General features: G+C 55.4%; 10 protein-coding genes. 1 reads left to right on the top strand and 9 read right to left on the bottom strand.

Annotated elements, in window-relative coordinates:
* The gene (locus L6472_RS10840) at positions 1-1,896 is read left to right on the top strand and encodes a glycoside hydrolase family 13 protein (RefSeq protein WP_237804999.1); all 1,896 of its coding nucleotides are present in this window, start codon (positions 1-3) and stop codon (positions 1,894-1,896) included.
* A 719-nt stretch (positions 1,897-2,615) separates the two neighbouring features.
* On the opposite strand, the gene L6472_RS10835 is transcribed toward L6472_RS10840, so the two are convergent.
* The 9 genes from L6472_RS10835 to L6472_RS10795 all read right to left on the bottom strand — a co-directional run bounded on the left by L6472_RS10835 (position 2,616) and on the right by L6472_RS10795 (position 19,770).
* Positions 2,616-2,813: a hypothetical protein gene (locus tag L6472_RS10835; protein ID WP_237804997.1), complete on the bottom strand. Its 198-nt coding sequence runs from the start codon at positions 2,811-2,813 to the stop codon at positions 2,616-2,618.
* Positions 2,814-2,831: 18 nt separating this feature from the next.
* Complete coding sequence (locus L6472_RS10830; RefSeq protein ID WP_237804995.1) at positions 2,832-4,676, bottom strand: hypothetical protein; 1,845 nt, start codon at positions 4,674-4,676, stop codon at positions 2,832-2,834.
* A 233-nt stretch (positions 4,677-4,909) separates the two neighbouring features.
* Positions 4,910-6,442: a sulfatase-like hydrolase/transferase gene (locus tag L6472_RS10825; RefSeq protein WP_237804993.1), complete on the bottom strand. Its 1,533-nt coding sequence runs from the start codon at positions 6,440-6,442 to the stop codon at positions 4,910-4,912.
* On the bottom strand, positions 6,439-8,472 hold the full coding sequence (locus tag L6472_RS10820) for an alpha-L-arabinofuranosidase C-terminal domain-containing protein (protein WP_237804991.1): 2,034 nt from the start codon (positions 8,470-8,472) through the stop codon (positions 6,439-6,441). Before L6472_RS10820 ends, L6472_RS10825 begins: the two co-directional genes overlap by 4 nt.
* A 1-nt stretch (position 8,473) precedes the next feature.
* Positions 8,474-9,640, bottom strand: coding sequence for a family 43 glycosylhydrolase (locus tag L6472_RS10815; protein WP_237804989.1), 1,167 nt, complete (start codon positions 9,638-9,640; stop codon positions 8,474-8,476).
* Positions 9,637-12,903, bottom strand: coding sequence for a family 43 glycosylhydrolase (locus tag L6472_RS10810; protein ID WP_237804987.1), 3,267 nt, complete (start codon positions 12,901-12,903; stop codon positions 9,637-9,639). The genes L6472_RS10815 and L6472_RS10810 overlap by 4 nt, the downstream gene beginning before the upstream one ends.
* Positions 12,904-13,017: 114 nt before the next feature.
* Positions 13,018-17,010: a two-component regulator propeller domain-containing protein gene (locus tag L6472_RS10805; protein WP_237804985.1), complete on the bottom strand. Its 3,993-nt coding sequence runs from the start codon at positions 17,008-17,010 to the stop codon at positions 13,018-13,020.
* Positions 17,011-17,090: 80 nt separating this feature from the next.
* Positions 17,091-18,071, bottom strand: a complete 981-nt coding sequence (locus L6472_RS10800; RefSeq protein ID WP_237804983.1) for a DUF5017 domain-containing protein — start codon at positions 18,069-18,071, stop codon at positions 17,091-17,093.
* A 13-nt stretch (positions 18,072-18,084) separates the two neighbouring features.
* Entirely contained in the window at positions 18,085-19,770 is a 1,686-nt protein-coding gene (locus L6472_RS10795) for a RagB/SusD family nutrient uptake outer membrane protein (protein ID WP_237804981.1), read from the bottom strand.
* Positions 19,771-19,777 lie beyond the last annotated feature (7 nt).

Below are 19,777 nucleotides of genomic sequence, written 5' to 3'. Positions count from 1 at the left end.
ATGAAACGAGTCATATTATTGCTGGCCCTCATGGGGCAGATGGCTGCTATGCATGCAGCAAAGGTAACGGTCGATAGGGTAGAGCCAACCGACTGGTATGTGGGACTGAAGAACCCGCAGGTGCAGTTGATGGTTTATGGTAAGGGCATCCGTGATGTGGCCTCCGTCACCACCGACTATGCAGGCGTACGTATTGATAGTCTGGTGCGACTGGATTCGCCCAACTACCTGTTGGTCTATATGAACGTGGGCAATGCCAACCCCGGCACGATGACGCTGAACTTCGACAAGAAAAAGGTGCAGTATCAGCTGAAGGCTCGCAAGATGAAAGGTGAAGACCATCGTGGCTTCGACATCAGCGATGTGCTCTATCTGTTGATGCCCGACCGCTTTGCTCAGGGCGCTCACCATCAATCGCAGGTGAAAGGTTTGCGCCAGTATCGTGAAGACCGCCAGGCGCCTTCGCTGCGTCATGGTGGCGACTTGGAAGGCTTGCGTGAACATTTGGACTATTTCAATGACCTGGGTGTCACAGCCCTTTGGTTTACACCCATTTTGGAGAACGACTCGCCCGACATGATGGAGACGTGGTCCACCTATCATGGTTATGCCTGTACCAACTACTACCGTGTGGATCCTCGCTTTGGCACCAACGATGACTATTGTCGTCTGATTGCCGATTGCCATCAGCGCGGCTTGAAGGTAGTGATGGACATGATTTTCAATCACTGCGGTTTCGAACATCCGTGGGTCAGCGACATGCCTTCGAAAGATTGGTTCAACCAGTCAGAATGGTTGAAGGAGTCGGGAGGCACCAGCGATTCCCGTGGCACCAGTTTCCAGCAGACCAGTTATAAGCTGACACCCGTGGTCGATCCTTATGCTGCCGAGGTTGATAAGAAGGAGACGCAGAACGCATGGTTCGTATCCACGATGCCCGACCTGAATCAGCACAACCCCCATCTGATGCGCTATCTCATCCAGAACTCCATCTGGTGGATAGAGACAGCCGACATCGACGGCATCCGCATGGATACCTATCCCTATGCTTTCCGCGAGCCTATGGCGCAGTGGATGAAAGAGCTCGACGAGGAATATCCCAACTTCAACACCGTCGGCGAGACGTGGGTCACCAAGCCTGCCTATACCGCCTCATGGCAGAAAGACTCTAAGTTGTCTGACACCAACAGCTATCTGAAAACCGTGATGGACTTCTCGTTCCAGGAGGCTATGGACTCCGCAAAGCGTGAGGAGACCGATGGCTGGTGGCGAGGCATGAACCGCCTTTACAACTCGTTTGTCTATGACTATCTCTATCCGAACCCATCATCGGTGATGGCTTTCCTTGATAATCACGACACTGATCGCTTCCTGGGCAATGGCGAGGACTCGCTGGCTATGAAGCAGGCTCTGGCATTGTTGCTCACGGTTCGTCGTATTCCTCAGCTTTATTATGGCACGGAGATTATGATGAACGGCACGAAGGAGAGGAGCGATGGCTATGTGCGTAAGGACTTCCCCGGTGGTTTCCCTGGTGACCAGCACAACGCATTCACCAAGGAAGGGCGCACGGCCAAAGAGAATCAGATGTTCTCATGGTTGAGTAACCTGTTGCATTGGCGCAATGGCAACGAGACGATCATCCGTGGCATGCAGAAACAGTTCATACCATATAATGGTATCTATGTCATCAGTCGCAGCTGGCATCGCAACACGGTGATGACCATCATGAACGGCACGTCTCGTCCTGCAGTGATGCCAGTGAAGCGCTATGCCGAGGTCATCGGTTCGGCCACCAAAGTGCAAGATGTACTCACAGGACGCACTTATGACTTGTCGCAAGACTTGAAACTGCAGCCTCGTCAGACCCTCATTCTTGAATTCTTGGGCGATTGATATCCATCCCTATCATATACACAAAGCGCCGCTTCTCCATTCGAGAGGCGGCGCTTTGTGTGTATAAGTTAGTTTTCTATCCCATGGCATGATGATGGGGGCAGTTTTGCAGCGTCATAGTTCTGCTTTTGATTTGCAATAGGGTTAGTTTTGACCTGCAAAAGCGTTAGTTTTGGTGTTAATCTAGCCCCTGGACGAGACGTTCCTAGCCCCTAGAACGACCACTTTTAGCCCCTAGAAGCAGCCCATCCAGGGGCTAGAAGTGACCATTCTAGGGGCTAGAATAGAAACTATTGTTTTGATTCTAGACTTTAAAAGTGGCGTTTCTAGACTTTAGAACTAGTGCTTTTAGACTTTAGAATGACCGTTTCTAGACTCTAGAAATGACCTTTCTAGACTTTAGATGAACACCAAAAGTATAACTATTGCAAGCTGAAAGGGGTACTTTCGGTTTGCAATAGTTGAAAGATTGGAGTTGAAAAGTGTAACTTTTGCGTGCTAATAGTGGCTGAACGGGTGGGAGAGACGACCTTTATTCGTTCTTAAGAATGGCCGCACGCATGTCTTTCAGCAGGTCGCTGGCAAAGATAAAGTCGGTGAGCTTCTTGTTGGTGCTATCAAACAGAGCTGCGGTAAGTACATAGGCAAGACTTACCGCAGCATTTGAAATTAAATCAATTACTACCTAAACTAAATAACTTTTAAACTATACTTATTCATCATACTTCGTTCTCGTCCCGCTCGCTGTCCTCGTCATCGTCCCAGACGTTGTAGGTGCGCGAGGCGGCATTGCTGGCATCGCCATCGGTTTCGGGCGTGTCGAAGGTGACGGTACGTCCACTTGCCGAGAGGTTCATAAAGGGTTCTGACTGTAGCAGAACCATCTCTGTCTGCGGTTTCTGATAATGTTTTTTCATAATATCCTCCTTTCATGATTACTTTCTGATATACTTCTTGCCCTTGCTGACGACGATGCCCTTGCTGTCGCCGACTTTCCGTCCGTCGAGGGTGTAGATGCTTTCCGCAGACCGATGAGCGGGAGCAGTGAGGTCGATGCCCGTTGTCGTACCGTCGTCGAAGACGATGCGGGCAGCAGCACTGGCAGGCACCTCGAAGTAGGCGCGCATGCCCTTCATGGTCTTGGTGGCATCGGCAGGAGCGGCCAGGTTGCCATTGGTCTGCAGGAAGAGGTTGGTGCCGTCGGTCTTCAGCTCAACGGGGCTGTAGGTACCCGTGAACTTATAGCTGTCGTTACCTACGCTCTGCGCCTCGGTGTCGGTCATGGTGATGCCGCTGAGGATGATGTCAGGACCGGTGGTCGTGGCAGGCTTGATGAGACAGGGCATGCCAGCCTCGATGGTGGTTGCCTCCTCGAAATACATCACGTCGCCCTCAACACTCTTCATCTTTGTGATCTTGGTATCGCTGCCGAAGGCTTTAGTCACCTGTTCGGCCGTCATCGAGAAGGGCACGCAGAACGTGTTCCAGTAGTCGGCCGACAGTGTGCGGTTCAGTTTCACGGTGATATCGCTGGCAGGTGCCACGCTGCAGGTTGTGTTGTCGTCGATGGTCTGGTCGGTGCCCAGATAGGTGAGGTGGAAGTTGTCGACCACTGTCCATTCGTTTGCCACGGCATTGCCTTCCTTGATGATACCGAGCTTCAGAGTGCCGTCGGTCACCACGACCTCGATTTCCTCGTTCACATAGCCACAGTAGCGGTTGACCACCACCGATGCCAACACAGCATCGTTATGAGGGGGGAAGGTGTATTCTCCTATATCGTAGGTCTTCTGGACGGTCAGGGGGTAGGTGCCGTCACCAGTAGTATGACCCTGGCACAAGGGCTCGTCGAAGGGCGACATGAGGGCTTTCTTCTCGTTGTTGGCAAAATAGAACACCCGCTGCTCATTGGAACCCTTGTTTATTAAATCAGCCACAGCATCGTAGAATCCACCGAGGTAGAAGCCCTGGAGGTTGAAGTGGTAGATGCCGTTGGGCAGACCGGTGAGTTGGATGGAGAGTTCTTTCCCATCGGGAATGCCTTGACCTGGGGTTGAGTTCTGCATGATGCTGTTGCCCATACGCCAGGATTGACCATTCTCACCTTCACCTTTGAGCGTGAATCCGTCATTGGTCCACAGAGTAGCGCGCTCGTTGTTTTTGGCAAAATCGGCATTAGGCACCAGCCAGGAGGCATCCTGTGGTGTGGTTCTTGAAGCATCGGCCACCATCTTTGCCAGTCGTTCCTCCTTGCTGACCACTTGCCACGTGTTCAGCAACGACACCTCACTGATTTTCGAGTTGTTAGGAATCTCTAAGTAGTAGCGTTTGTTGTTGACCAGAGGCTGGGTGAAAAGATTATAGGCAGGGAAGTCCCATTTAGTTTCCACAGCCCTCAGGTAGATTTCCCCACAGTGGATGGTGTAGCCATTGGAAACGGAGGCATCGCCAGCTTCGAATATCCATACCCTGTTAGCTGCCTTTTCACTGTCGAAATAGGTTTGGGGCTCGGAGTTCAGGGAGTTCTTGCCGAAGCCGCCGCCCAGGAAGTACCCTTCGCCGCTGGCCACCATATTAATATCAAGGCCACGTGTGCCAAGGTTGCCTAAGGGCTGGAAGAAGTTGCACTTGCTGTCGTTGTTCTGCAGCCATAGTCCGCTCTGCACATTGTAGAGATAGAAGACACCTTCCTGTGGTGTCGTACCGGTGTATGGCGATGTCTGAGCCGTCATATCCAGGGAGGCCATCATCACTCCCGCTAATAAAATCATTTTCTTCATAAGCTTTTCTTGTTTGTTGGTATAGTAATAATTCCTGCTCCAAATTTAGGTGATTTCACAGGGCTGTCATGGTAAATTTGTTTTTATTTTCAAGAAAATTGTTTCATTCTTCAGACCGTATGGGCAAAAGTCATTTTATGCCCACTTTTTTTCCTCCTGTGATGTACAGGCCCGACAGTGGGGCAGTGCTCAGTAGACGCCCCCCAAGAGTGAGAAGAGAGTTCTGTTTGTCATTACTTTAGCGTTTCTTGTTCGCGGTCGGGATTATAGTAGCCGCTGACCTGCCGGAGGAATTTCTTCTTCAGCCGCCTGAGCAGGGCAGGCTTCTGGCGGGCGAGATCGGTGTGCTGCGTAGGGTCGGCCTGCAGGTCGTAGAGGGCCCAGTCGCTGACCACACCCAGCTCGTTGCCCGTCTCGTTGGTCTCAGGGCCACGATAGGGCGGCACCAGTGCATACTGACGCCAGCGGTAGGCCAGTCGTCCGCTGGCTTCCACCACGAGGTCGTCGCGGTGCTTCATGCGCTGTCCGAGGAAGGTGTCGAGCATGTCCTTCGAGTCGAGCGAGTCGGGGACGGGCTGGTTGATCAGTCGTCCGAACGATGCCAGCAGGTCCTGCTGTGACACGAGCACCGGACTGTTGACATGACGTGTGTGCCCTTTCCAATAGACGAAGAAAGGAACGCGTGTGCCGGCATCGAAGAGGCTGTACTTGCCCCCTCGCAGCGAGCCGTTGGGGTCGTGCATGAAACGGGTATCGCGCGAGCCGTCCTCATAGCCGTCGTCGAGCACCGGTCCGTTGTCGGAGGTGAAAACGATGAGCGTGTTATCCAGCAAATGGCTCTCTTCCAGCTTCTTGATAATCTGTCCCACGCACCAGTCGGCCTCGACCACCACATCGCCTCGGGGACCGAGTTGCGTGGAGCCTACAAAGCGTGGATCAGCCGTGCGGGGCACATGAGGCTGGTGCAGGCCGTAGTAGAGGAAGAAGGGCTCGTTCAGCCTGCTTACCGAGTCGATGAACCAGCAGGAACGGTCAAGGAAATACTGGGCCATCTCGTCGTCCTTCCACCGTGCCCGCTCGCCCCCTTTCATATAGCCGATGCGGGGAATGCCGTTGACGACGGTATTCTGGTGACCGTGGCTCCACTGCATCTTCACCAGCTCGGGGTTGGTCAGCGCTGTGGGTTCGCCAGGGAAGGGCGTGTCGTAGTCCACGTAGATAGGATCGTTGGCATCGCGTCCCACCACGTCGCCGTTCTCCACATAGACCGTCGGCACACGATCGACGGTGGCAGCGATGATGCACGAGTAGTCAAAACCTATCTCGCGTGCCCCCGGGGCTATGTGGCTGTTCCAGTCAATCTTGCCGATGCCCATGCCGAGGTGCCATTTGCCCACGGCAGCCGTGGCATAGCCTGCCTGCTGGAACATGCGGGGCATGGTAAACTGCTGGGGCGAGATGAGCAGCGGCGCATCGCCAGGCAGAATCTTCGCCTGTTCGTTCTTCCACGGATACATGCCCGTAAACAGGGCGTAGCGCGATGGTGTAGAGGTGGCCGAGGCGGCATGGCCGTCATTCAGACAGACACCCTCAGTGGCCAGGCGGTCGATGTTGGGTGTGTGGATGGTAGTGTTGCCATAGGCACTCACGTCGCCCCATCCCAGGTCGTCGGCCATGATGACGATGACGTTAGGCTTCTCCTGCTGTGCCAGTGCGGGCACTGCTGCCGCGAGTGCCGCCAGCACCGTTGTGGTGTTCTTTCTCATAGGCTTATTCTGTAGATGACGAATGCGTTGCCGGGCAGGGTAATCTTATCACCCTTGCTGACAGTAGTTGTCGTAGTGACTGTGCTGACAGCATCGGGCGTCAGCGGTGTCACCCGCTGGTCGGGTGTGGCAGTGAGGGTCAGAACTTCCGTCTGGCGATTCTTGAAGTTCTTGTCGGTTTTCAGTTCAAACGCCTGAGGCTGTTCGCTCAGATTGATGATCTTCACCACCATCTGCTTGCGCTGCAGGTCGCGACCTGCGGTGACGAAGAGCGTCTGTTCGCCCTCACTGTTGGCCACGTCGAATACCTGGTCAACGGGGTTGTCACGCAGCATCTTGCACAGATAGTAATTGAACGTGCGGGCGCTCACCGTGCTGCTGTTGAGTATCAGCGGCTGCATGTCGTTGCGGTCTATGGATTCCCAGTTGCGCATCAGTGGGCGGTCGGCCATGATGGGGTTCATGTCGCCGTTGCGCTCCAGTCCCATCTTGAAGATGCCCTCGGCCAGGATGCTGCCCGGGTAGCGGCCCGACGGTCCGCCCACGCCGTTGCTCTGTATGCCCAGCTCACCGATGAAGATGTCAATGCCGCGCCGCTTGTATACATCGTACTTATGGAAATTTTTCACGGCCCATGGAATGTCCTTGTAGTAGTGCTCGTCATAGATTTCCACCTCGCTCCTGTCTATGAACTCATCCATGAAACGCTCTTTCTCGCCCTCGGTGCCCAGCGGGCTGTTGGCGATGAAGCGCAGCTGGGGATAGCGCTGCTTCACTGCCGAGTAGATCTGGTGGTACTTCTCGTAATAGACAGGACCGAAGTCCTCGTTGCCTATCTCGACATACTTCAGCGGGAAGGGTTCGGGATGTCCGTTCTTGGCGCGCTCGGCTCCCCATCGGCTGTCGACAGGCCCTATGGCATATTCGATGGCGTCGAGCAGGTCGTTGATATAATAGTTCACGTCGGTCTCCTTGTGTAAGAAATGACGCTGGTCGTCGCGGTGCACCCATTCCGTGCAGGCCATGCCCGTCGGGGTGACATACATGGCATCGCAGCCCATGTATTCGCATAGCTCGTAGAACTCATGGTAGCCCAGTCCGTCGGTACGGTAGTGGGGCTCCCACTTGCACCACTGTCCAGGCCTCTGGGCTATGTCGCCGATGGTCTTCTTCCAGTGGTACATCGTCTCCTCGTTAACGCCATGGACGATGCAACCGCCAGGGAAGCGCAGGAAGTGGGGACGGTAGTCGATGAGGTTCTGCAGCACGTCGGCACGGAACACTGAGCGTCCGCCGTCGTAGGTGTCCGACGGGAACATCGACACCATGTCTAACTGGAAGCGTCCGCGCTGCGAGGGAACGATGGTGAGCATGCCGGCAGCAATGTTCTTTGTCGGCACGAGTTCACACTCGTATTTCGTCCATTGGCCTTTCCCGATGGTGAACGACTTAGCTTCCGACACGGCCCGTCCCTCCTCGTCGGAGAGTCGGAAGGCGACGGTACCCTCGTAGCCCTCGCTACGGGCATAGAACGACAGGCGGCAGGCCACGCCCTGCTTGAAAGCCATGCCGTTGTAGCCCTGGTTGTGGATGGCGGCACGCCCCAGGTCGTTGCTGATGACGTTGACAGCCATCGAGTGCGGGTTCTGGTCGTTCAGCGGGTGTCGGTCGGTGCAGGTGATGCGTATGGGACTGTTGGACAGCGGTGTGGTAACCCATCCCACCAGCGGGTCTATCTGATAGACGCGCTTGTTGGGGTGCCCAGGATTGGGCACGTCCTTATACTGTCCGTTCTCGATGACAAGTCCTCCGGGGAGGTTGGCTTCCTCGAAACCACGGTTGCGTACCATCTCGGCATAGAGTCCGCCCTCGCCGATGTTGCCTATCTCCTCATAGTGCCAGCCATAGATCATGCGCGACACCTTCTTTGCCTTTGCCGTGGTGATGGTCACACTATGGTTCTGGGCCTGGATGCCTGTGGCCATTAGTGCTGTCAGCACTACGGCGGTAAAACATTTGTTTGTCTTCATATCATTGTGTTTTTTTCGTTACTCTCTTATAGTCGATGGCGAAACGTCCCTTTCTGAACTTCATAGGCACCACGCCCGGTCGGCATGTCTGTTTGTACTCCTTGGCCTGAGCGCCCCGTGGATTGAAGAAGATGGTGGCCCACCACTGCCCCTGCTTGTCGCGGAACAGGTTGTTGTGCCCGCCGCCGGTGATGGCGTTATAGCGGGGCCCGTATGGACCATAGATATTGTCGGCCGATGCGATGATGCAGTCGTAGCTGTAGCGGGTGCGGTTGTCATCTACTGCGGGGCAGTAGGTGGCCGTCCCGTCGTCGAGACGGTGCGACCATATAGCCTGCACCAGGTGATAGCGTCCCCCTTCCTTGCAGATGAAGGCCCCTTCGATGTAGGGTTCAGGATGATAGGCTATCTCCTGCATCCTGCGCAGCGGTTCGTCCAGCCCCGACATGTCGGCTTTCATCCTGGCTATATAGTGGTTGTGGCCTATGAAATAGACCGTTCCGTCTTCATCTTCAAACAGCGAGCCGTCGATATTGTCGAACAGCGGTTCCTCCTCGTTGGCCTCGATGTTCACGTAGGGACCCTCGGGGCCGCCCGTCGTGCTCCTGAGCACAAACGAGCCCTTGCCGCCCGTCTTCGAGTTGTTCATGCAGGCCACGATGAACCAGCACTTCTGACTTTTCAGGTAGTGCAGCTCGGGTGCCCACACAGCTCGGAAGCGGTTGTCCATCACGTCGCCGTTGAGCGAGCGTTTTGGGTAGCGTTCGTCCTCCCCAAACACCTTGGCTTCACGCTGCCAGGTGCCGTCGTCGTCGAGCGACCACACGCGGCCCAACGGTGTCCACTCCTTCATGTCCTTAGAGCGGAACACGTAGATGCCGTCGTTCCAGTCCCAGCAGTGAGTCTGACCGGGAAATACCCTTGTGGGGTCGGCCGTCGTGCCCGTCATGTAGTAGTAGCCGTCGGGGCCCAGCGTCATCCATGTGTCGCGCATCCAGTAGTCCATCACGGGCTCCGTGGCCAGTGGCAGGCGCGTATGGCGGTCGGCGGTGCGTGCCTGTCCGTAGGGGGCGTCGCCGATGGTCGGTGCCGAGGCCGCAGGCCATGCCATGAGCATGGCGGCCAGCATGCCAGTCTTGAAGAATAGCGTTGTCTTTTTGCTTGTCATTTTATAATGTTTTTTTTCCCGTCAATGATGAATAACCCTTTTCTTTTCGCCGTACGCTGCCCTGCCAGATTGTAGATCAGTGCCCTCTTGTGCCAAGTGGGGACAGTCATCACGCTCTCCACCTTCGTGGCATCGCCGACGACCACGCTGCCCTTGGCCGAACCACCGTCGGCAGCATGGGCAGTGATGGTAACTGCCCCCTCGGCATGGCGGGTGATGATGCCGTTGTCATCGACTGACAGCACGTCGGGGTTGCTGCTTACCCAGCTTAGCATCGTGTTAGTGGCATCGGCAGGCAGGATGGTGGCCTTCAGCTGCTGGCTTTTGCCTACAGTGCACCCCGTCTCGGCTATGCTGATGCTTTCCACCCTGACACCCCCTGTCTGGTAGCAGAGCATGTTGTTGAAGTGAGCGGCCAGGCCCTTCGTTGCCAGTGCGGGCACCGACGGCTGCCAGTTGCCCTGTACCGTGGCCATGAGCTGGCCGTCAACCATGATCCTCACGCCGTCGCGCTCACGCCGTGCCCTCAGGTGATAGCCCGCTGCCACGTCTTCGTGTACATAGATGCAGAACGGACGTGCATGCGTTCCCGACTTGGGCGTCAGGTACAGTCTTACTGCCGAGGTCTTCACCGGTGCAAACGTGTAGGTGTTCATCACGCCCAGCTTCGGCTCGCCCTGCAGCGTTGCCTCCACTTGCTTCCACGAACTGCCTTCCCTTGCCATCACAATCACTTTTGTGGGCAGGTCGAATGTCTGGTTCAGGTAGGGATAGGGTCCTTCCAGCCACAGCACGTCGATACCCGACACCTCCGTCTCATTACGCAGTTCGTAGATGTACGAATTGGTGGGATAGGCCGATGATGTCGAGAACGAATACTGCCGCATGGTCTTATGGTTCAATGGAACCGTCTGCTGGCTGGTCACGATGCCCTGTTCGCACGATGTGATGTCCAGTGCCTTCTTGCCGTAATTGATGGTAGCACGCACATAGTTCTGTCCATCGACATAGACAGGATAGAAGCCTGCCTCGCCAGCCGTAGCCAGGCCGTCGGTAGTCATATAGGCAGAGAACTCATAGTTCCATGCTGGGTCGCCCTTCAGTGCGAGGGCCTCGACAGCTTCCGTCGACTGCTGCGACAGTCCGCCGTCATCCACTGTCCACGTGCCACCCTGGGGCGTCCAGCCCAGCACATGACTGTTCCATTCGTCCCAGCCCGCTGTATATTGTATGGCATCAAAACTCACTGTCGGCGACGAGGCCACCAGTCCTACTGTTCCAGCGCCGCTGTGTCCTATCACGGCATCGCCGCCAATGGTCAGGTTGAACTCGTCGAGCATCACGTGAAGCCGGTCCACGTTTTTATATATGGTCAGTGTGTGCCATGGCTCGGCATAGCCAGCCACCAACGGGTGGTCTTCCAGGAAGCGGAACTTGGCGGGCAGGGGCTTCTCAGCCGTGGTGACTGTTCCATCTATGCTGTTGGTCAGTCGCCACTTGCCTTCACGTCCTATCTCCACGCGCACCCAGTTCTGTTCATCCTTATAGTAGGCATAGGCACCGCCCCAGTCGTTGCTGCCCTGCAGTCGCAGAGGCACTTCGAAGCGGTAGTTGGCCTCGGCGGGTTTTCGCAGCAGCAGCTCGCCGCCCGTGGCAGCCGTTGGTGCCATCACCTTATCGACCACCTTCCATTCCGATCCGCCCAGGAAACGGAACGGATAGTACAGCGCATAGTCGAGATAGTTGATCATGGTGGGCTGTGCCGGTGCAGGATGGTAGCCTGCCGACCCTTTCACTGTAGACTCCACCACGGGTTCCTGGCCGTAGAAGTGTATGCGATCGATACTCTGTTTCTGCTGCCCTTCGATATAAGACTTGTAAACCATCCACCGCTCAAAGCCGTTGGGACCGGCAGTGAAGTTGGGCTGTGCCGGACCGATCATCACGGGATACATATCCTCGTCGCCCGTGTCGTAGAAGCCGAAGTCGATGAGCTGCTGGCTGGTATTCGATGTGTTGGAACTCACACCTGCCACTGCCACGATATTCTCTCCTGGCTTCAGCCACGACGGGTCTATCATACGTACGGAATAGGTATTGTTGGATGATGTCACCTTGAAGTCGTGACCGTTGATATAGAAGGTCGCCGTACCGTTCACCCACAGTTTCATGCCCATGTGCGAGGGCACCTCATCGAGTGTGAACGTGCGCCGTATGTAGATATTGGTGGTCTTCCAGAAAGTCTTGCGGGCACGCACCCTGGCATTGGTCATCGTCGTTCCGGAAAATAAATCAAACTCCTGATAGCCGAAACCGCCCTGACCTTGCTTCCATGACGAGTCGTCATAGTCGGCGGATGTCCAGCTGCCCGAAGGCTGACTCATGGTGTACCGTGCATCCCAACCGCCATGCTCGGCCGTAGGGGCGATGGGCTTATAGTCAATGAGCTGCTGTTCGGTGTTGCGGGTGATCACCGGATGTGGCAGCTTCTTCGAGTTGTTGAAGTTCATGGGCTGGTCGCTGATGGCGCACCCCACCTGGTACATGCCCGAGCGTGGTCCCATGCGGTTCACAGCATAGAATATATAGTATTTGTCATGGTAGCGCGCTAACTCCGGACCCTCGAAGTTGATATGATTCAGGCTGGTGGGGTGTCCGCGCTGGTGAGTCATCTGCACTCTGCCCTCGGTGATGTCCCAGCGCGAGAAAGGCGAGTTCATGCGGAAAGCCCACACCTCAGGCCCGTCAATATTGCTGGCAGCACGTGTCATGGGATGCGGGTCGGTAGGGTTGCGCTTCTTCACCCAGTATATCTCACCGTCTTCGTCCTGGAATACCTGCACATCAATGCCGTAGTCGTCGAAGGGCTCCATCAGCGTTTGCTCTTTATAGTTGCCCTGCGGTTCGTCGCAGTAGCAATGGCCAATGCCGTTGAAGTAGCTGTGCCATACACCATTACGGTAGATCAGATCGCCCGCCTGCACCTGTTTATAAGTATATGCCTGCGTCCACTGCGGGTCGTTCAGCCATGTGGCACCGTCTGTGGTTACCGCTTTCACAGGATTGGACCATGACACCATGTCCTTTGATCTGGAGATGGTGCCCTTCGTCTCTTCACCCATGATATAGAAATAGCCACGATGACGTTCTACGCAGCCGTCACGCATGTTATGCACGGGATTGACAAAGCCCTGCTGGGCCGTCGCGGTCAGTATTGTCATGCCAGCCGCGACCACTGGCCAGATAATTGTTCGCAAGTTCATGGTGCTGATCCTTTTTAAAATACCTTTCGCTTGCAAAGTTACGATAATGATACCCTATACACAGGGAAAAATGTTCTTAATACAGGGAATAATGTTAGGGAGTGGACAGAAACGCTACTTTTCGCCTGTGTCTTCATTTTTTTTCGCCTGTTGCTGGGCCACGAACTCACGTGGAAGCTGTCCCGTCGACTTCTTGAAACACTTGGCAAAGTAGTTGGGGTCTGAGAATCCCGTGGCATAGGCAGTGTCGGTGGGCGTATGTCCTGCAAGTAGCAGCTCCTTCGCCTTCCTGACACGCGTCTCACGGATATATTCGCCAATAGACATATTGATCAGACTCTTCAGTTTCACATGCAGCTTCGTACGGCTCACGCCCACCCCCATGCACACATCGTTCACACAGAAGTCGCTGTTACCGATATTCTCCTCAACGATACTGCGGATATCGCGCAGCAGCTTCTCGTCATAGCGGTTGTTGGCCATCACGCTGATGTCGAGTGTCGACGACTCGTTGAACAGTCGGCGGTTGTTGTCGCGCGTCTTCAGGGTGTTCTTCACCTGCAGCAGTAGGACGGCGGGGTCGAAGGGTTTCTCTATGTAGGCATCGGCCCCCAGCTCATAGCCTTCGCGTGTGGCCAGGGTGCCGCCCTTGGCCGTCAGCAGTATGACGGGGATGTGGGCCGTCAGTATATCGCTCTTTACGGCACGGCACAGCTCGGTACCGCTGAGACGAGGCATCATCACATCACTGACGATGATATCTGGCAGATGAGCGGCCCTGATCTGGTCGAGAGCCTGCTGTCCGTCATTGGCAGTGAACAACTGGAATTCTCCTTCAAAGATGCTGGTGAGGAACCGCAGCATGTCAGGGTTGTCCTCGACCAAGAGCACGGTGCTGAGTCCCTCATCAGTGTGCTGGGGCTCTACCTCGTCACCAGTTGTCGCTACCACAGTTTTCTCGTCATCAGCATTCTTTAGGGCTGAGGCTGCAGGTTGCATCTGCAACGTAGCGGTGAATACGGACCCGCGTCCAGGTTCCGATTCCACGGTTATCATACCTCCATGGGCTTCAACCAGACCTTTGGTCACGGCCAGGCCGACGCCCCATCCCTGTGACTTGTTGCCGTCGGCATTGGCTTGGTAGAATTTCTCGAAAATATGTGTCACGGTTTCCTCGTCCATACCTATGCCTGTATCGCTGACAGTGATACATAGTTCGCCATGAGGACTCAGTGTGGCAGACAGCTCTACAGTACCGCCCTGTGGTGTGAACTTGAAGGCATTGGACAGCAGGTTGGCTACGATTTTCTCTACTGCCTCGGGCGAATAGGAACCTTCTGCCTCCCAGTCCTCTATCTCAATGTTGTAAACCATACCCTTCTCGTCGGCAAGGGGCTGGAAACGGCTCGACACATCGTTGACAAGGGCAAGGGGATTGCCATACACCATCTTCAGCTGTTGGTGGATGTCGCGCAGCCCTCCTGCCTCGACCAGCTCGTCGAGCAGCGACTGCATGGTGCCGGCGCCTTTCAGAATGGTTTCAATGTTCTCTTTTGACTTTCCGCTTTTCACTTCATGGAGCAGCTTGCGGGCAGGGGCAATAATGAGCGAGAGAGGTGTCTTGAACTCGTGCGAGATATCGGTGAAGAAAGCCTGCTTCATCTGATCCAGCTTTTCCAGTTTCTCTTTTTCGATACGCATCTCATAGGCCATGCGTTTTTCATGCTGTCGGCGGCGATAGTGTCGGAAGAGCCACCAGAGGAAGGCACCGAGGAGGAGGGCGTAGGCCGTGTAAGCCCACCATGTTGCATAGAACGGCGGACGGATGATGATGGTAATAGAGCGTATGTTACTATCAGAGAAGACGCCGCGTGTAGAAGAGGCGCGAACAGAAAAGACATAACGCCCCGAGGGGAGGTGCGAATAGTATAGCTTACGTTGGGTGCCTACGTACTGCCATTCGCTGCCCAGGCCTTCCATCTTCACTTCATAGACAATTCCCTGCGTATGGGCAGGCTGTATGGCCGCGAAAGCTATGCCGATGGTGGCGGCCTCGTCGTAACTGAGCGTGATGCAATCGAGCGCATCTATGTCGCACTCCTTGTCGGCGTCGAGTGTCAGTGGCAGGAACTGTACTGGTGGAAAGGTAGGCTCGGACATCACTTGCTCTGGCCGGAAGGACACGAGTCCGTCAACCGCTCCGAACCAGAGCGTGCCCTGTGAGTCACAGAGCGCGGAGGTGTAGTTGAAATGGCCTGTGGGCAGGTCGTCGCCTTCGCTGAGCATGGTTGCCGTCCGACTTTCGGGATCGAGCCGATAGATGCTCTTACCAGCCGTTATCCACAGGTTCCCGTCAGCCGACTCGGTGAGGCCGTAGATGCACAGTTCGGCCAGCACGCCGCTGCGTATCATGGACTCGAAGGAGGCGTTCTCCTTTTTGAGAAAGAGTCCGCCGTTGTTGGTACCTACCCAGAGCTGTCCGCTACGTGTGACGAGAAGTGTGGTGATGTAGCCGTCGGTGATCTGTCCCGGGGCAGATCCTGCCTTGTAGTGGTGGGTTGTTCCCGTCGTCTTGTCGTAGCTGATGAGTCCGTTGTATCGCGTGCCAACCCATACGATGCCGTCCTTGTCGCTGTCCAGGTGGAAGACGAAGGCATGGTCGAGGGGCTGCTGGTGTATGGGTTCTATCTGCTGCGATGCGTTGTCGTAATGATAGAGTCCGTTGGTGGTTCCTATCCACAGGTCGCTGTCGCGATCGGTGCAGAGGGCAAAGATGTTGTTCTCTGCCAGTGGTGAGTTGTGCCTGTCGTAGGTATAGGCATCATGGGTGTCAAGATTGTAGCGTGTCAGTCCGCCCATGAACGTTCCTATCCATAGGTTGCGGTGGTTGTCGATAATCAGCGAGTGGATGTTGTCCGACGACATGCCACTGATGTTGACGCGGCTGATATTGTCGCTGGTGCGGTCCAGCAGGTTGAGTCCGCCGTCCTCGGTGGCTATCCACAGCCGTTGGGGTGGTTCTTCGGCCATTTGTCTGACGGCTTTTCCTCCCAACTGTCCAGGTTGGTTACCCGGAGCATAGTACTTGATGCGTGTCGATGCACTGCTATAAAGGTTTACGCCTCCGAAGTAGGTGCCTATCCACACGTTGTCATCGTTGTCGCACAGAATGGAGTAGACGGCGTTGTCGCTCAGCGAGAAGGGGTTGGCATAGTCTTGTCTGAGGGCCTCGGTATGTCCGTCGGGACTGATGATGACAAGGCCGCGCTCGGTGCCCACCCAGATGCGTCCCTGACGGTCGGCATCTATGGCACGCACTACATTGTTGTTCATGGGCGTACCTGTCTCGTAGTGGCTGACGGCTCCAGTGGACTGGTCGTAGCTTATCAGGTCGCGTCCGTTCTTTCCTGCCCATATATGATCGTGGTCATCGCAGTAGAGTGCGGTGATGAAGTCGGTGTCGAGTCTTTCCTCGGCATTCCTGAGCGACACCTCGGTCAGCCGGCTCTTGCCTTGCGGCCTGTAGGCATGCAGTCCCTGGCGCCCCCCTACCCATAGCAGTGCGTTGCGGTCGGCAGCCAGCACATTAGCTCCTTTGATGACTGTCTGCCCGTCGGGCATGGTGACTGCTACGAGCTGCTGTCGGCTGGTGTCGATGACGTAGAGAATTCCCGACGAGCAGTAGATATTGCCGTCGGCATGCTGAACGATGGAATGTACCTGTCCTGTCATGCCGCCATAGCGCAGGAAATCGTTGCTTTCGGTACGGTAGCGGCACACGCCCTTGTCGGTGCCTATCCAGATGCGGCCCTGACGGTCCTGACAGAGTGAGCGGATGAAGTTGTCGGGCAGCGACGTGCTGTCGTTGATGTTGCGCAGGAATGGCTGGAAGTCGTAGCCGTTGTAACGGTAGAGTCCGTTGCGGGTGCCAAACCAGATGAGTCCGCGGCGGTCTTGCAGGATGCAGGTGATATGGCTTTGCAGCAGTCCGTTGCCCGTGGTGAGATGCGAAAACAGAATGGGCTGATTGTAGGCTGCACGCGGAACTAAGGGTTGGGCACATACAGCCACTGAGGCTATGGTAAGCAGAAGGATCAGTCGTCGCATAGAGCAATAGTTGTTTAGTTTTGAATGCAAAAATAGTCATGCCATGGCACTAAAGGCCACGGCATGACAAAGATTTGTGTTTATTTAACAGTCACTTCCACCACTACCTGGCTCTCGCATCTGCATTCGGGATGGTCTGCCAGTTGGTTGGTCAGTGTGTAGGTGACGGTCTGGGAGAAATCCACCTCAGACACGCCCGAAGTCTGCGGTTGGCCATCGATGCTTACACTTAGGGCATCAGCCGAACTGAAGACTGGCTTCAGGCGGGTCAGGTCGGTGCCTGAGGGCAGTGTCACGCTGACAAAGGTCTTGTCGTAGCTATAGGCTGAATAGGTCGTCGTACCTGCGACACCGTCAATGGAGAACGTCTCGAACACAGGATAGCTGAGTGTATAGACCTGATAGGTCTTTACCAGACCGGAGGCTGCTGTGACGCCAATGGTCGGTGAGGCGGTGAGGTCGTACTTCGTCTTGTCGGAATAGGGCTCACCACTGATGTCGATAGTGGCATTGGGCGACATGGCCGTAATGCCCAGACGCTGTGCATTGGCCTTGACGGCAACATCGCGGTTGTTGACCCTCACCTTGTAGGGCATGGCCACCAGCACGTAGTCGTCGCCTATCTCGGCTGCCATTTCCTTGTTGTAAAGATCCTTCTGCAGGATGACCGACCTGAGCTGGTTGTTATCATCGGTCACGGTGATGGTGACCTTGGCAACAGCCATCTTGCTCTCGCGCCCTTCCTTGTCGTAGTTGGTGGCTACGATAGTGGCGGTATAGACACCTGCAGTGGGATAGGCATAAGTGGCTACGCCCTTGCTCATGACAAGACCAGTGCTGCCCTGGTTGACCAGGTCCCAGTCGTGGCCTGCATCACCCGGGAACACCACTGCCTGAACGGCATTGCTGCCTGTAAAGGCGAAAGTGACGGTCTGGTTAATGCCTACGTCGGTGGCCGAAACAGTGAAGTCGGCTGTGGGCATCAGCACCTCCTCGTCGCTGCAGGCAGCAAACAGGGCAGCGACAAGTGTCAAACAGACGATATTTAGATATTTCTTCATAGATGTGTAAATGTTAGTAACCTGGATTTTGTTCAACGACACCATTGGTGACATCGACCTCGGTCTGAGGGATAGGGAACAGCTCGTGTATGCCCTCGATGTAGTTCTTTCCACGTCCCCACACCTGCTCGGAAGCCAGGTTGTGGAGGATGGTGGCAGCACGTCCCTGACGCACGATGTCAAAATAGCGGTCCCACAGATGGCAGAGCTCTATGCGACGCTCGGTCCATATCTGTGAACGCATCTCGAGATAGGTGCCGGCAGTGTAGAGCGTGGAGACATTGGTGATCTCGTTGGCTACTGCCTTCACTCTGTTCAGCTGGGTGAGTGCCTCCTCGCGGCGACCAACCTCGTTGAGGGCCTCGGCATACATCAGCACCACATCAGAGTAGATGATGACACGGCGGTTCTTGGCATTGTCGTTCTCGTCCAGCGGACGCTCGTTCTTGGGCGTGTACCATTTCATGCACCCATAGCGTGTGGCGGGCACCTCCAGACGCTCGTTGTCGAAGGTGGCACTGGCATGGAGCAGGATGATAACATCGCGGCGCGGGTCGTTGGCCACGGCATTGCGGAACGAGGTGGAGGCCCAGAGGCGGTTCCAGAACAGGTCGTTCATGATGCCCATACCCTCGTTGTCATCGTCGCTCTTGCCTGTGGCACTCTCCTTGAAGACGATCTCAAAGACCGAGCGCGAGCAGAACTCGCCAGCCTGATAATACAGGTCACGGTAATGGAGCGTGGAGCCGTCGTAGCTGGACTTCGACACCAGCGAATAGATGTTGGCTAGGGCAGGCAGGGCGGTGTCCTCGGTGGTATAGACCTCGCCTGAGAGCAGTTTCTCGCGTGGCTTGAACCACAAGCGGCGCATCAGCTGGTCCCAGGTCTCGTCGTACTGGTCGAGGTGCAGGATGTCACGGTAGGTGAGCGTACGTCCGGTGATGAAATAGTCGCCGAGCAGGGCCATCTCCTCCCATTTGTCGGAATGCTCGCCAGGCGTAGCCTCGTACATCAGCACCTTCATCAGCAGGGCCACACAGGCTCCGCAGCCCACCTTGCCACTGGAGGCATCGGTATATTTGGCATCTAGCATACAGGCAGCCTCGCGCAAATCCTTTTCTATATAGGCATAGACTTCCTCCTTGCTGGAGCGGGGAATGGTGAGGTGGTTGATGTCCTCGGTCTCAGGACGGATGGGCACACCGCCGAAGGTGCGGACGAGCTCGAAGTAGAAGTAGGCACGCAGGAACTTGGCCTGACCGAGGATGGCCTGCACCGTGGTGTAGTTGCTGGCATCGTCGCTGGAGAACTTCACACTGTTGATATGTGAGATGAGCTGGTTGGCACGGTTGATGCCACGATACATGATCTGATAGCGACGCAACAGCCAATCGTTGGAGGTATCGAAGCGGAAGTTCACCAGTTCGGCTATCTGCGACGTGCCGTTCTCGTCGGTTCCTACGACATCATCGCCGCAGGCCTCGCCGAAAATCCATGCGCAGTTGGTGAACTGGTTGCTCTGCAATATGTCATAGACGGCATTGAGCCCTTCCTGCAGCTCGTATTTCGTCTTATAGAAGCTGTCGGGGGTAGAGGCTCCCTGCACCTCCTTCTCGAGGAAGTCGCTACAGGAGGTGAACAACAGTGCTGCCACTACAATGTAAAAATTACAAAATATAAATGGTTTTATTCTTTTCATAATCGTC

It is taken from the genome of Prevotella sp. E13-17, from assembly GCF_022024035.1.
Lineage (GTDB): Bacteria > Bacteroidota > Bacteroidia > Bacteroidales > Bacteroidaceae > Prevotella.
Note: the sequence above shows the minus strand (reverse complement) of the source record. Positions and strands in the feature narration are given on the sequence as shown.